The sequence below is a fragment of the Sphingobium sp. TB-6 genome (genome assembly GCF_012927365.1).
GTDB lineage: Bacteria > Pseudomonadota > Alphaproteobacteria > Sphingomonadales > Sphingomonadaceae > Sphingobium.
Map to the genome: position 1 here is coordinate 67,429 of NZ_JABBGL010000015.1, position 15,397 is coordinate 82,825.

A 15,397-nucleotide genomic window follows, 5' to 3' on the forward strand; every position below is an offset into this window, starting at 1 on the left:
GTTATGGCTAAGGGGAAGCTTTGCACGGAAAAATCCGGCAAGCTTTGGGGGATAAGCCTTTGAACGCTTTGGGGAAGTTGGTTTTCAGGCTCGGCGGTTGGGGCGTCTTGAGTCTGTCCGTCGTGGCGCATGCGCAGGGTGTGGATGACCGCCCGCTGCTCAGGGACAGTTTTCGCATCGGCAGCGAGGGCGGCGCCCTGTGTCAGGCGCAGAGCGCGAGCGGAGATCCCACCGCGCGCACCATGTTCGATCGCGCCTGGACGCTGGTATGCCGGGATGCGGCGCGTCCGGTCGGGCAGATCTATGCGTTGCGGCGCGGCTCCGGCGATCAGGATGCCGCTTTGCTGGAACGGTTGGCGGCTTCGCGCAAGACGGCGGTCGAATGCGGCGTGCCGGGGGGCGTCAGCCTGCCCGACATCGGCGCGGCGGTCATGCGCAACTGTACCGGCGCGGTCGGCGCCTATCGCATCCTGACCGTCGAGCGCGGCAAGACGATCTACGTCGCCCAGGGCTATGCGGCTTATGCGAGCGCCCTCGACCTGGGGTTGCGGTCCGTCATGTTGGGGCGAACGGTGCCGGGCAAGGTCGACATCGCGACGGTCGGCACTAACGAGGCGGGCTTTGCGCGGTTGCAGGCCGCGACGCTGGACCCGCAAACCGTGCTGGCCGAGGGCTATCGGCGCAATGCGTCGGGCAATTATGCCGAAGCGGCGGAATTTTTCGACAGCCTGACCGACCGGCTGGCGCGCGATCCGGACGTTGCAAAGCTGACGCCGGCGGAGCGGGCTGGGCGGGCGCATGAATATCTGGTCAATCGTGGCCTGCAGCTCTCCAATCTGGGGCTGTTCGATCAGGCCGATGCGGCTTTTGCCCAGGCACGCGGTATCGCGACCGCCGATCCCGTGCAGCTCCGCCTTCGCCGCAATTTCGAGGCGATGCATCATATCAACCGGCAGGATCTGAGTGGGGCGCTGGAGATACTGGATCGTCCCCTGGGCGGTGACACGGGCGCGGTGACCGGCGAAGACGGCGCGCTATTCCTGCCGCCCGAGGTCGCCGCCGAAATGAGCAGCGCGGCGTCACCGGCCCGCGCTCTGGGCGTGCGGCAGGATACGAGACTTGCCCCTGCCGAGCGGGCGGCGATCATCGACGCGCAGGCGCAGCAGTTGCGGGGAACGATCCTGCGGCTGTCGGGGCAGCCGGGACCGGCGCGGGACATACTGTCGCAGGCGTTGGCGAGCGCGGTCGCGATCCGCGACGGGCGGGTCACGTCGATCACCCGCCTGCGCGCCCAATTGCTGGGCGAGATCGCGCTTACCTATGAAGCGCAGGGCGATTTCGGGCAGGCCGAGCGCAATCTGAATCAGGCGCTGGTGCTGCTGGGCGCGCAATATCCCGAAACGGTGGCGCTGAACGGGGCGCGGGCGCGGCTGGGCGCCTTCCTCGTCCGGCGTGGTCGCAATGAGGACGCGCTGAAAATCTATCGCGGCATCATGGCCTCGACCATGGAAAATCGCGCGACGCTGACCGGGATGGCAAACCAGCTTCAGCCTTATTTCAACCTGTTGGCGCAGGAAATTCCCAATCGACCGGAACTGACGGCCGATCTGTTCGCGGCGTCCCAGATGCTGTTGCGGCCTGGCGCGGCCGACACGCTGGAACAGTTGAGCCGCGAACTGTCCGCCGGCAATGGCGAGGCGGCGCGGCTGTTCCGCCAATCCGTCTCCCTGTCGCGCGACATCGAGCGTGGGCGTATCGCGCTGGCGCAGTTGCGGCAGGCGGCGGAGGGGCAGAAGGCGTTGCTGCCGGACGTCATGCAGGCGCAGGCGGACATCGACCAACTCGCCGCCGACCAGGCGAATACGCTGGCGGCGCTGGCGGCCTATCCGCAATATCGGGCGGTCAGTCCACAGGGGCTGACGCTGGCCGAGATGCAGGCGACGCTGAAACCCGGCGAGGGCTATTATAAGCTCGCGCAGCTTGGCGACGCGCTTTACGCCCTGTGGATCGACGGCGCGGGAGCGACCGGATACCGGCTGACAGCCAGCGCGACCGAGGTGGCACGAAAAGTGGCCGCTCTGCGCGAGACAATCTCCATCGACGTGAACGGCGCGCAGACCACCTATGCGCTGGACGTGCCGGTGGCGCGCAGCCTCTATCTCGAGCTGTTCGGGCCGGTGGAGCAGCGGCTGGCGGCGGTGCGGCATCTGATCTTCGAACCTGATGGCGCGATGCTGCAACTGCCGGTCAATCTGCTGATCGCGGGTCAGGCGGGCGTCGATGCCTATGAGGCGCGCGTGGCCAAGGGTGGCGACGAGTTCGATTTTCGCGGCATCGACTGGCTGGGCCGCGACCATCCGGTGAGCACCGCCTTGTCGGCGCGAGCCTTCCGCGATGCGCGGGCGGCGGCGCCCTCCGGCGCGGTGCAGAGCTATATCGGCTTTGGCGACAATGCGCCGCTTGCCGGGCCGGTGTTGGCCGCCTCCACCCGCGGAACCCTGGCCAATGGGGCGGTGGATGATTGCGGCTGGTCGCCCTTGCAATGGAACCGGCCGATTCCGGCGACCGAATTGCGGGAGGCGGCGCAGGCCATTGGCGGGCAGGGCAGCGAACTCATCACAGGCGCCGCCTTTACCGACGAAGCGGTGATGGCGAGGGGTGATCTCGACAAATTCCGCATCCTGCATTTCGCGACCCATGGTCTGGTGACGCCGCCGCATCCGGGATGCCCGGCGCGGCCTGCTTTGCTGACCAGCTTCGCGCCTGACAGGGCGTCGGACGGGTTGTTGCAGTTCAGCGAGATTTTCGACCTGCGCTTGAATGCCGATCTGGTGGTGCTTTCGGCCTGCGATACGGCGGGCGCAGCGGGTGTGGAAACGACGCGGGCGGCGGGCCTTTCGGGCGGCGGCGGGGCGCTGGACGGACTGGTGCGCGCCTTCATCGGTGCGGGAAGCCGGGCCGTCATCGCCAGCCATTGGCCCGCGCCGGAGGATTATCACGCGACCGAAAGGCTGATGAGCGGTCTGTTCGCGGCTGGGCAGGATCAGCCCGTGGCCGAAGCGCTGCGGGAGGCGCAGGTCAAGCTGATGGACGATGCGGAGACTTCCCATCCCTTCTACTGGTCCGGCTTCGCCATCATTGGTGATGGTGCGCGCCCGCTGATCGCGCGCCGCTGAACGCCATGCCGACGCGGGGCCTGCTGCGCCGCGGTGCGCGTCTGGTGCGGGATACGGGGCGCTGGCGGCTGGCTGCGACCGGCGTGCTGCTGCTGGTGGCGCTGTTCCTGGCGGGGTGGGACTGGAACCGGCCGCTTGGCAGCGGCGCGGCGCGTGAAATCCCGACTGCCGACGCGGAGCGGGGGCTCTATGACTGGCGGGCCGCGACCTTCGCGCCGCGGGTGGGACAGGACCAGCGCATCCTGATGGTGGTCTATGACGACCAGACGTTGATCGCCACGCGCAAGCGGTCGCCGCTGGACCGCGGGCTGCTGGCGCGGGCGCTGCGCAATATCGACGCCATGGGGGCCAAATCTATCGGCATCGATATATTGTTCGATCAGCCCCAGGATGAGGACGGCGAACTGCTGTCCACCCTCCATGCGATGCGGACGCCGGTCTGGCTGGGTTACGCCAATCTGGGCGACAATCAGGAACAGATCATCTTCGAACAGCAGCAATTTCTCGACCGTTTCATGAAGGAGGCGCGGACGGACAGGGTGCGTCCGGCAAGCATCCGGCTGGAAACCGATGCCGACAATGTCGCGCGGAGCTGGCCCGCGCCAACGCCCGGCCAGCCGCCGCTGCTGACGCTGGCGATGCAGCCGTCTCCGTCTTTCAACGGCTATCGCGGGGCGATCCGTTTCCGTCTGCCGCTCCGCCAGGCGGATGGGTCAGAAGAGCCGGTGATCCCCAGTCTCCAGATCGATACGCTGGCCGATCCCGCCATGGCGTCCGCTCTGGCGCCGATGGTGCGCGGGCGGCATGTCCTGATCGGCGGCGATATCGTCGATATCGATCAGTTCGAAACCCCACTGTCGGGGCGGCAGGCGCGATCGACCATGATCGGGCTGGAAGTGCATGCGACGATGCTGGCGCAACTGCTCGATGGAGCGCGGCTGCCTTCGGTGCCCGAAGTGTGGCGCTGGCTGGCAGCCTTGCTGGTGGTCGGCGCGGCGGGGCTCACCAGCCTGGCGGAGTTGCGCTGGTTCGCGCTGGTTCCCGCGCTGGCGGTGCAGGTGGGGGCGATCGCCGGTCTGCCGATCTGGCTGCAGGCGCGGGGCTGGGATAGCAAGGGTTTGCCCGCCGTGGGATGGGTGCTCGGCTGGGTGTTGGCCTTCACCGCCATCGGCGTCGCGGCGCGAGCGGTGACGTCGCAGCAGCGGCGCTTCGCACAGGCGGCGCTGGGCAAATATCTGCCCCGCGACATCGCCGCGCAGATCCTGGCGGAGCCGGAGAAGTTGGCGCTGCATGGCGAAAAACGGCAAATCTTCACCCTGTTCACCGACCTGGAAGGTTTTACCAAGCTCAGCCACGCCATCTCCCCGGAAATGGTGGCGCAATTGCTGAACCGCTATCTCGACATGCTGAGCGATGTGGTGCTGGCCCATGGCGGGACCATCGACAAATTCGTGGGGGATGCGGTGGTGGCCTTTTGGGGCGCGCCGATCGCGCGGCCCGATGACGGGCGCAATGCGGCGCTGGCGGCCTTTGCGATGTGGCAGGCGGGGGAAGCGTTTCGCCGTGACCTGCCGCCCGGCGTGCCGCCGATCGGGCGAACCCGCGTGGGGCTGCATCATGGCGAGGCCATTGTCGGCAATTTCGGCGGTGAGGGGCGCATCCAATATACCGCGCTGGGCGACAGCATGAACACAGCATCGCGGCTGGAGGCGGCGAACAAGGCGCTGGAGACGAGCGTGCTAGCGAGCCGGGAGGCGATGCTGCTGTCCGGGCTGGACTGGTGGCGGCCGATGGGGCGCGTGCGGCTGCGAGGGCGATCCACGCCGGTCGACCTCTTCGAGCCTGCACCCGATTTCCCGGCGGAGGACGCGGCGGCTTTAAGCGAGATATTGGCAGCGTTCGACGGCGAGGATGCCGGTGCGCAAGGTGCGGCACGGGAACGTCTCAAAGAGATGATTAACCATCATCCAGATGATGCGGCGATCGCCAATCTGCTATATCGTTATGAGTATATCGGGGAAGGAGGAACCTATGGTCTGGGTTAAGCTTGCCGCGCGGTGCGCGCTGGCCGGATGGATGGTGGCTGGCTTTGGCGCGCAGGCCTGGGCCGAAACCATGGTGGTCCGTGCGACCGGCCCTTCCGCCGCCACTTACAAACCGGGGAGCAAGTTGGCCGATGGCGGGGCGCTGGTCCTGAAGGCGGGCGACGTGGTGACCCTGCTGGATGCGAAGGGCACGCGGACCTTGCGTGGGCCGGGAAGCTTCAGCGTGGCGGCTTCGGCCAGCGCCGTGCCCGCCAATAGCGTGATGCTGTTCGCCCTGCTGGATACCAAGCGGGTGCGGCGTGCCCGGACCGGGGCGGTACGTGGGAATGTGGGCGAAGCGCCTGCCGCGCCGCCGCGCCGGCCCAATCTCTGGATGGTGGATGTCGCGCAGTCCGGAACGCTATGCGTTGCCGATCCGGCTGCGGTTCGCCTGTGGCGCGCCGATGCGGCCAAGCCTGCGACGGTACGGATCAGTGGCGAGGGCGTCCAGGCTACAGCGAATTTCGGGCCAAACGAATCAGTGGCCGCCTGGCCCTCCGTTGCGCCGGTGCGCGAAGGCGTGACCTATCGCCTGAGCGACGGGGCGCATGCCGTCGATGTCCGCTTTGCGCTGGTCGGCACGGTGTCGCCGGGGCTGGACGGCATGGCATCCAGCCTGTTGGCGCATCAATGCACGGCGCAGCTCGATCTGCTGGTGGAAACGGCGGCGCTGACGGACGGGCCAGCGCGGAATTGATTGTGGCGGCGCCTGTGCGCTGTTAACCGCAGCGGGTCGCGCCGAAGGGAATGACGGGCCAAAAAGGCCTGCATGTCCGAAAAGACAGGGAATGGTGGCCTTGGAATGGGCCGTCTGACGGATTGGGGACGTCTATGGGGGTGAAGGGGCAGGTGCGGGCTTCCGGTTTCGGACGATCGTCGGCTTTGGCGCTGGCGATGCTGATGCCAGTGGCCGCCATGGCGCAGGTCACGCCGCGTGCGCCGACGCGCGAGGAATTGTCGCCCGGCCAGGTGGCGGGCGATGCTGCCCGGCAAAGCAGCCGCCTGACGGTTGTCGGCGGGGTCGAACGCGCGCCGTGCCCGCTTGCCGATCCGCGCTATGCCGGTGTGACGGTCAATTTTGCGGATGTCCGGTTCGACGGGCTGCGCATCGTCGATCCCGCGGTGCTGGAGGATAGCTGGCGCGAGTTCGCGGGGCATGAAGTGCCGATCGCCAGCCTGTGCGAAGTGCGCGACCGGGCAGCGACGGCGCTGCGGCAGATGGGCTATCTGGCCGCTGTGCAGGTGCCGCCTCAGCGTATCGAGAAGGGCGGGACGGTCCGCTTCGATATCTTCATGGCGCGGCTGGTCGCGATCGAGGTGCGGGGCGACGCAGGCAATAGCGAAAGGCTGATCGCCGCCCATATGGAGGCGCTGAAAGGTCAGCCGGTCTTCAATGTGCGCGAGGCGGAACGGCATTTGCTGCTGGCCCGCGACCTGCCGGGCTATGATGTCCGGCTGGCGCTGCGTCCGGCGGGGACGGCGCCCGGCGAAGTGGTGGGCGAAGTGCAGGTGGTGCGCCAGCGGGTCGAGCTGGACGTCAATGTCCAGAATTTCGGCAGCAATGCGGTCGGGCGCTTCGGCGGGCTGGCGCGGGTGCGGTTCAACGACATGACCGGGCTGGGCGACAGCACGGTGTTCAGCATCTTCAACACCGCGCAGCCCAGCGAGCAGACGGTCCTCCAGGTCGGGCACAGCATGGCGTTGGGCAGCGACGGGATGCGGTTGTCGGGCGACCTCACCTATGCGTGGAGCAAGCCGGGGATCGATGGCGTGCCGCTGTCGTCCGAAACGATGATTGCGACGGCGGCGCTCGCCTATCCGCTGGTGCGACGGCAGGTGCATACGCTGCTGGCCACCGGCGGGCTGGATGTCGTCAACCAGGATCTGCGCTTCGGCAGCGGGCCGGTGAAGGAGATGCTGTCGCGGGACCGGCTGCGTGTGCTGTTCCTGAGGCTGGAAGGCGAACTGATCGATCCGGACAGCGTGGTCAGCACCACCGGCTATTCCGGAATAGAGCCGAAATGGCGGCTCGGCGGCGCCGTTGAGGTGCGTCAGGGCATAGACGGGCTGGGCGCGAGCCAGCCATCTGCGCCGATCAGCCAGCCTGGCGGCGATCCGTCAGCCTTTGTCGTCCGGACGAGTGCGCAGGCGGAATATCGGCCAGCGCCGAACGTGACCTTCGCCCTGTCGCCCCGAGCCCAATATAGTCCGGACGTGCTGCTCTCCTATGAGCAGATGAGCGCGGGCAATTACACGGTCGGGCGCGGTTATGATCCGGGCGTACTGACCGGCGACAGCGGCGTCGGCGTCGCGGCGGAGCTGCGTTACGGCAGGATCATGCCGCGTGGACCGGGAGCCTTCGCTTTCCAGCCCTTCATCTTCTTCGACGCGGCATGGATGTGGCACGAAAGCGCCAATTTCGTCGGGCTCGATCCGCAGAAGCTTTATTCGGCGGGCGGCGGCGTGCGCGCGGCCTGGGACAATCATGCCCGGCTTGACCTGACGCTGGCGACGCCGCTGCGCAAGGCCGGTTTCCAGACCGAACGGGGCGGCACGCGGCTGCTCTTCTCGATCACCACGCAGCTTATGCCGTGGAGGCGATAATGATGGACAAGTCCCGCACCCGTTCGACGCCAAACCGCTCCGCCCTGGCCCTGCTGGGCGGTTGCGCCAGCGTGATCGCCCTTGGCTGGAGCATGCCCGCCACCGCGCAGACCGCCTTTCAGGGCAATTATTCGGTGGTGTTGGGGTCGGCATCGATCACGCGGGGGACGACTGACACCATCGCGGTCGACGGCCCGGAAACCGTCATCAACTGGACGCCGAGCGACACCAGCGGAACGGGAACCATCGACTTCCTGCCGACGGGGCGCACCGCGCAATTCACCGTCAATGTCAGCGCGCCGCTGACCGATTATACGGTGCTGAACCGCATCCTGCCGGTCGACGGCAGCGGCCTGCCAGTGTCGCGCATCATTGCTCTCAACGGCACGGTCCAGTCCGACCTGTTCGGCAGCACCGGCGGGAAGGTCTGGTTCTACGCGCCCGGCGGGATCATCGCCGGGCCGACCAGCGTCTTCAATGTCGGATCGCTGGTGCTGACCAGCAATGATATCGACCTGAGCGGCCCTAATGGCGGCAGCCTCTACGGACCCAAGGGCGAAATCCGCTTCCGGGGCGTGGCGGGCAGCGGCGCGGCGGTCGAGGTTCAGGCGGGCGCGCAGATCAATGCGCTGGCGGCGGGCAGCTATGTCGCGCTGGTGGCGCCGCGCGTGGTGCAGGCAGGGACCGTGACGGTCGATGGCTCGACGGCCTATATCGGGGCGGAAGCGGCCGACATCACGATCAACGGCGGGCTGTTCGACATATCGATCACCGCCGGAACGACCGATGCCAATGGCGTGGTGCATAGCGGCACGACGACCGGACCGACATCGACCGGAAGCGGAGATCCGCAGCGCATCTTCATGATCGCGGTGCCGAAGAACAACGCGCTGACCATGCTGCTCTCGGGCAATGTCGGATATACGCCCGCAGGGACAGCGACGCCTGACGGGAGCGCGATCATACTCTCGGCGGGCTATGATGTCGCGGGCGGGAGTCTCGTCCCGACGCGCAACACCACGGCAAGCGCGGACGCCGGTTTCAACGTGGGATCGGGCGACTGGCAGAACGACCTGACCGGCGCGGCGACCGGCGGCATCGTGGTCCGGCCCACCGCCACCACGCATTTTCTGGGCAATGTCGCGCTCTCCGCAGATCGGAGCATCGCGTTCCAGGCCGACCAGTCGGGCGCGATCACCGCCGACAAGGATGTAAATCTGACCGCCGGGATGGGCGCTGTGGGCGGTCGTATCGACTTGCTGGCTTTTGGCGGCAGCGGGGCAGCGGCATCCAACGGACTGATCGACGTCACCGGCAATCTGACGCTGAGCGCCATCGGCAATGGCGAGGCTGGCGTCAGCGCGCCGCCGCTGATCGGCGCGGACGCCAGCGGCGGCACGATCAACTTGATCGCCACGGGCGGCTCGATCGAGGCGGCGAGCCTGATCGCCAATGCCGCGGGCTATGCCGGTTATGGCAGCGACCGTTCGGGCAATGCGACGGGCGGCGCGATCACCCTGTCGGCGCTGACCGCCGCTGGACCGTCAGGAACAGAAGGGGGGACGCTGCGCTTCGGCAGCACGTCGCTCGACGCTTCGGCGGGCAGCGCCTTTCAGGTTTCGGTGCCCCCTGTCGATGGCGGCAATGCGTTGGGCGGCAGTATCGCGATCACCGGGACATCCGGTGTCGCGATCACGGGCGGGCTTGATCTGGGCGCAGTCAGCGCCAGCGCGCAGGCGACGGCCGGTGTGGCGAGCACCGGCACAGCAGGCAGCGCGACCGGCGGCAATATCGGCGTGACCATATCCAGCGGCACGCATCAATGGGCGAGCCTCTTTGCGGACGTCAGCGCAGCCCCCGGCTACGCGACCGATGGCGGCAGCTATGGCGCGGTGATCCCCGGCGCGACCGGCATCGACATTGATATCGGCGGAACGGGCAAGCTCGACATATTGAGTTCGGTTTCGCTCTATGCTGATTCGCGGGCCTATGGCGGCGGCGCTACGGGCGGCGTCTTGCGGGGCGGGCGGATCAATGTCTCCGCGCATGACGGGGGTAACTTCTCGATCGCGCAGGATCTGTTCGCCAGCGCGGATGCCTACAGCTATCCGGCTTTTGCGGGGACGACCTTCCTCTCGCCCCGAACGGCGGATGTCATTGGCGGGACCATTAGCATCGGCGCGGCGGGTGGAAGCTTCAGCGCGGCCGGGCTTTATGCCAGCGCCAGCGGTTCTGCAGGCGACGCGCCCGGCGTGGCGGGCAGTGGGTCGGGCGGCAGCGTGACGCTGTTCGCCAGCGTATCGGGCGGGCGGCGGGGCAGCTTTTCGCTGACCGATTGCGTCAGCTATCTTTGCCGCGTCTATGCCGATGGCCGGGGTGCTGCGGGCGCTGATGGTTCGAACGGCACGGGCGGCTCAGTCCTGCTCTATGCAAGCGACGCTGATTTTTCGGCGGTGGCCGACCTTTCACTGCATGCCGACGGCACGGGCGGCGGCGCGGCTTCCGACGGGATTGCGGGGCGTGGCGGCGACGGGCTGGGCGGGACCGTGACGGTGGAAAGCCGCCTTGGCGCGGCAGGAACTGGCGACCTCGCATTCGGCAATCTTTTCCTTTCGGCGGAGGGAGGTTCGGCTCCTTCGATCGATGGCATGTTCTTCAATGGCGGCGACGCCGGCAACGGCACGGGCGGCACGGCCAATATCAATATATTCGGCGGCACGCTGACCGCCGGGCTGGTGGATGCGCGCGCGACCGGCTTTGGTGGAGCGGCTGGTGAAAACTGCCTGACCTGCGAAGGTGGCGGGACGACGCCGTTCCAGGCGGGCAGCGGGCAGGGCGGGTCTGCCGGTTTCCTGATTTCGGGCGGGATGGCGACCGTCGGCACGTTGACGCTGGACACGCAGGGGACAGGCGGCGAAGCGGACGGAGCGAACGGTCCCCAATCGGTTGCGGCGCTTGCCGGTGCCGGGTTGGGCGGCAGCGCGTTGCTGGAATCGCGTGGTGGGACGCTGCAACTGGCGACGCTTACCATCGATGCGAGCGGCGCGGGTGGTGCGGGTTATCCGGTCTTTCAGGCGGACGGCGCCGATGGCGGGACGGGCACGGGCGGCAATGCGGCATTGCTGATGACCGCCGGGGGCAGCGGGCAGATCAGCATCGATGGAGACGCCATCGTCCGGGCACTGGGCAAAGGCGGCAATGGGGCGGAAACAGGTTCCGACGGCCCCGGCAATTATCGCGCCGGTTCAGGTGGCGGCGGCACAGGCGGCATAGTGGATGTGACACTGGCCGGGGGCCGGTTGAGCGCGCCTTCGCTGCTGATCTCGGCGGAAGGCATTGGCGGGGCAGGCGGCAATAATGGCAGTGACGGCGCGGGCGGCAATGCCGGCGACGGCACGGGCGGTTCGGCGCGCTTCTCCTATCTGTACGAAGGCCATGCGATCGACGCGATCCTGGTCAAGGCCGATGGACAGGGTGGTCAGGCGGGCCATAGCGGCTTCAGCAGCTTCGACACCAACGGCAATCCGACCTTCTTCTATGGCACGGGCGTTGGCGGGACAGGGGGCCAGGGTTTCGGCGGCAGCGCCTCCATGCTGGTCGATGTCGACCCGGTTTTCGCGAGCCTGACCGTCAGCGCCGATGGCATCGGCAGCATGGGTGGCGGGGGCGGCACCGGCAGCGCGGGCGGTACGGGAACGGGGGGCACGGCGACGCTCAACCTGGCGTTCGGGGCGACGACGGTAAGCGGCGCCTTGCGCGTGACGGCCTCCGGTTTGGGCGGCCTGGGCGGAACGGGCTATGACAATAGCGGCGGACGGGGCGGCGATGCCTTGGGCGGCATCGCGACATTCAGCCTGGCGGGATCGTCGACCGTGCTCGATGCGGGCGATATCGGCGTGCTCGCCGAAGCGCTTGGCGGCGCGGGCGGCCAGAGCGGCCTGCGTAGCGGTGCGGGGCTTGCCGGTGCGGACGGCGGCCATGCGACCGGCGGCACGGCGCTGTTCGACCTCAGCGCAGGCGCGAGCGCGATAACGGGCGCTGCCTTGCGGGTCAGCGGCAATGCAACGGGCGGTGACGGAGCTATTGGTACGGCTGGGCCGATCGGTGGCAATGGCGGTGCGGGCGGCAATGCCGTCGCGGGCTCCGCCACCCTGCGGATCAACGACGCGCATATGGCCTTCAACAGCGGCCTGCCCAAAGCGCCCGGTTACAGCATCACGGCGGTTGGCCAGGGCGGGCTTGGCGCCGATGGCAGCACGGGCAGCAATGCAGGGCTGAGCGGCGGGCTTGGCGGTCGCGGCGGCGACGGCGCGGGCGGGGTCGCGGCGTTCGATGCGATCAATGGAGACTATGTGCTCGGCGGCATCACGCTGCTGGCGGATGGGCTGGGCGGCCTTGTCGGGATAGGCGGAACCGGGCCGGGTGGCGCTTCGGCCGGGGGAGCGATTGGCCTGGGCAGCGGCGACACCGCCAGCTTCGGCAATGGCGACAGCGGGGCGCTGTTGCCGGGTGCACAGCGGCTGATCGACTCGCTCTTCATGAGCGCGAGCGGCGACACCAGCGGGCGCGTCCTCTTTACCGACAGCAGCACGGCGGTTGGCGGCGGCCTGCGCGTCAGCGGATCGATCGCGCTGGCTAGTCTGGGCGTGCCGGTTGGCGGCTTCTCCGGGATTTCCGTCGCGGTGAGCAATGGCGTGCAAATTGGCGGAGGCGCCGACTTCACCAGCGACGGGCCGCTCTCCTTCGCCTTTGCCGGGGCGGGCGGCATATCGGTGACCGGCGCGCTGACGGGCCTGTCGGGCACGCGCATCGACCTCAGCCATAGCGGGCGGCCTGCGGGCACCGACAGCCTGTCCGCCGACAGCATCATGTTCACGACGCCAGGGGATGTCAGCCTGCTCTCCGCAGGTGCGCTGCGGGCGGTGGGCGCCCTCACGATCCTGAGCGCGGGCGGCAATATCAACCTCGCCAGCGGCAGCGCGCTGAATGCGGGCGGCGACGTGCGCCTCTTCGCGCAGGGCAGCCTCAATGGAACGGGCGCTGCCGTGCGGGCGACCGGAACGGCGGCGATCGGCCTGGGTGGAGCGGGCGATATCCTGCTCGGGGATCTGGCGTCGGGCACCTTGCTCGACATGGTCGATGCCAGCGGCAATCTCCTGGGGACGGGTGGAATTGCGATCGGGGGCGACTTCGCCGTCTCGGGCTTGCTGGACATCGGCGCGGGCAGCGGCACCCTCTCCGCCGCTACGATCGACATCGGCACCCTGGCTGCCGACACCCAGCAACTGACAGCATCCAGCGGCACGATCCGGATCGGCACCGCGCTGATGAGCGGCGACCTGATCGCCCATTCCAGCCTGTCGCTGGGCAATGCCGATATTGCCGGGCTGTTGCAGGTGCGCGCGCCCGGACCAGCGGGTCTTGCGCAGCTTACCGGCGCGGTGGCGGCGGGTGCGATCGACATCGACGCCGGAGCCATCGCCAGCAACGGACTGACGGCGCGCAATGGCGGCATAGTGCTGCAATCCGCCACCGATCTGGCGGTGATCGATGCGCGGGCGACCGGGGCGGTCGTCATGACCGCCAATGGCGGGGCACTGACGATCGGCAATGCCGTGGCGGGTGGCAACCTGACTCTGTCGGGGCTGGGGATCAATGCCCAAAGCCTGACAGCCGGTGGCCAGAGCCTGTTGAATGCGGGTGCGGGCAGTCTGGTGGTGAGCGACATCGCATCGGCGGGCGCGATCACGGCCAATGGCGGCCTTGTCAGCCTCGGCGCTACTGGCGGCATGACCATCGCGCAGGCCAATGCTTCGGCGGGACCGCTGACGTTGAATGCGGGCGGGGCTCTTGCCATCGTCGATGCGAGCGCCGCGGGCGACATGACGCTGAACGGAGGAACGATTGCAGCGACGACGCTCAATGCTGGAGGATTGCTGACCGCCACTGCGACCGGGGATGCAAGCTTCAATAGCGTGACATCACAGACGGGCGGCATCATATTGAATGCGGGAGGTGCGCTCTCCGTCTTCAACGCCAATGCTGCGGGCAATCTGGCGCTGAATGGTGGCACGATCACCGCGACGACGCTCAATGCGGTGGGGCCGGTAGCGGCTATTGCTACAGGAGGCGCCAGCTTCGATAGCGTGATATCGCAGGCAAGCGACATAGTGCTGACTGGGGGAGGGGTTCTCTCCGTCGTGAATGCGAATGCTGCGGGCAGGCTGACGCTGAGCGGCGGCGCGATCACCGCAACAACGCTCGATGCGGTGGGATCGCTGACCGCCACTGCGGCGGGAGGCGCCAACTTCGGCACCGTGACTTCGCGAACGGGCGATATCCTTTTGAATGCCGGTGGCCTGCTCGGTCTGTCGGGTTCGGCCAACGCACGGACGATCACCATCGGGTCCGGAGATATCGTCATCGGCAGCGCAGCGCAGATCGGCAGCCTGACCGGGACAAGCAGCATCACCTTCAATGCGGCGAACCTGCAACAGCCCGCTTATATCGGCGGCAATGACGTGGCCGGAACTTACAGCTTGTCGGCAGCGGAACTGATGCGGATTGCGGCGGCGGGTATCGCTGTCAACGCCCCGGCGCGCGGTATAGCGGGGATACCGGACATCATCGTGCAGGATCTGACGCTCGGCACAACCAATCTGGCGAGCGGCGGCGTGCTGGCGATCGGCACCGCCGGGCATCTACGCGTTCAGGGCGCTGTAAGGCTGACCGGTCGTTCCGGACAGGGCGGACTGACCCTGTCGGCGGGCCGGGCGCTGGAAATCATCGCAGGCTCCGGTCTGATCGACATCAGTGACGGCAATGGCGGCCTGGGCGGCGTTATGACGCTCGACAGCCCCAGCATCATCGCAGCGACCCTGTCGGCCATCGCGGATGTCGCGGCGGCCGGTTCACTCAACGCACGTGAATTGCGCCTGGCGCAGAATGACGGGCTGGTGAACGATGCGGGCATATTGCGCGCTGGGTCGATCCGGGCGAATGCAGCCCAGGCCTTCTTCATCCAGAATAGCGGTAGTTCCAGCACGATCCTGGAACGGCGCGGCTTTACGGCCGCTGATCTGGTGATCGGCTCGCAGGGCACGGCGCTGCAGATCGCCATCAATGGGCAACTGGCTCTGTCGACCGGGAGCTTTGCGCGGGGATTGGAAACCATACCGCTGGTCGCGGTCAACGGCTCCTATGCCTTGGGATCGAAGGTCAACGGCTGTTTGATCGGCAATCCCGCCGCCTGCCTCAGTTCCGGTCTGGACAGCCGGGATACGTGGAACGGCGTGCTTGACCCTTCGGTGCAGGTCGGGCGCATCTTCACCCTGTCCCTGATCGAGTTGCGAGACATCGTGGCGCAGGGCTATCCGCCGCTGATCGACGAGCCGGTGACGGGCGCGGGCAATGAGGATTTATGGGAACGGTCCTGCGGCGGCCCTGATGAACCGGGCTGCGACAGGCCTTGATGAATGATCTCAGGCAAAACGGGATTGAAACAACGGGTTGAACCCGTAGAGAGAAACGCGC

At 67.5% G+C, this 15,397-nt stretch carries 5 protein-coding genes; all 5 read left to right on the plus strand.

What is annotated here, in order from left to right; translation table 11 throughout:
* The first annotated feature begins 107 nt into the window (after positions 1–107).
* The 5 genes from HHL26_RS18080 (at position 108) to HHL26_RS18100 (ending at position 15,336) form a co-directional block, all read left to right on the plus strand.
* Positions 108–3,176 carry a CHAT domain-containing protein gene (locus HHL26_RS18080; RefSeq protein ID WP_169576384.1) on the plus strand — a complete coding sequence of 1,023 codons (3,069 nt, stop codon included), beginning with the start codon at positions 108–110 and terminating at the stop codon, positions 3,174–3,176.
* Between the two features lie 5 nt (positions 3,177–3,181).
* Positions 3,182–5,221: an adenylate/guanylate cyclase domain-containing protein gene (locus HHL26_RS18085; protein WP_066562494.1), complete on the plus strand. Its 2,040-nt coding sequence runs from the start codon at positions 3,182–3,184 to the stop codon at positions 5,219–5,221.
* Positions 5,208–5,957, plus strand: a complete 750-nt coding sequence (locus HHL26_RS18090; RefSeq protein ID WP_169576386.1) for a hypothetical protein — start codon at positions 5,208–5,210, stop codon at positions 5,955–5,957. Before HHL26_RS18085 ends, HHL26_RS18090 begins: the two co-directional genes overlap by 14 nt.
* A gap of 134 nt (positions 5,958–6,091) precedes the next feature.
* On the plus strand, positions 6,092–7,864 hold the full coding sequence (locus HHL26_RS18095; protein ID WP_169576388.1) for a ShlB/FhaC/HecB family hemolysin secretion/activation protein: 1,773 nt from the start codon (positions 6,092–6,094) through the stop codon (positions 7,862–7,864).
* Positions 7,864–15,336 carry a histidine kinase gene (locus tag HHL26_RS18100; protein WP_206377519.1) on the plus strand — a complete coding sequence of 2,491 codons (7,473 nt, stop codon included), beginning with the start codon at positions 7,864–7,866 and terminating at the stop codon, positions 15,334–15,336. The genes HHL26_RS18095 and HHL26_RS18100 overlap by 1 nt, the downstream gene beginning before the upstream one ends.
* Positions 15,337–15,397 lie beyond the last annotated feature (61 nt).

Bases quoted from the DNA above. Each gene is read 5' to 3' on its own strand.
- HHL26_RS18090 (WP_169576386.1), top strand. From the start codon at position 5,208: ATGGTCTGGGTTAAGCTTGCCGCGCGGTGCGCGCTGGCCGGATGGATG.
- HHL26_RS18085 (WP_066562494.1), top strand. From the start codon at position 3,182: ATGCCGACGCGGGGCCTGCTGCGCCGCGGTGCGCGTCTGGTGCGGGAT.
- HHL26_RS18100 (WP_206377519.1), top strand. From the start codon at position 7,864: ATGATGGACAAGTCCCGCACCCGTTCGACGCCAAACCGCTCCGCCCTG.
- HHL26_RS18095 (WP_169576388.1), top strand. From the start codon at position 6,092: ATGGGGGTGAAGGGGCAGGTGCGGGCTTCCGGTTTCGGACGATCGTCG.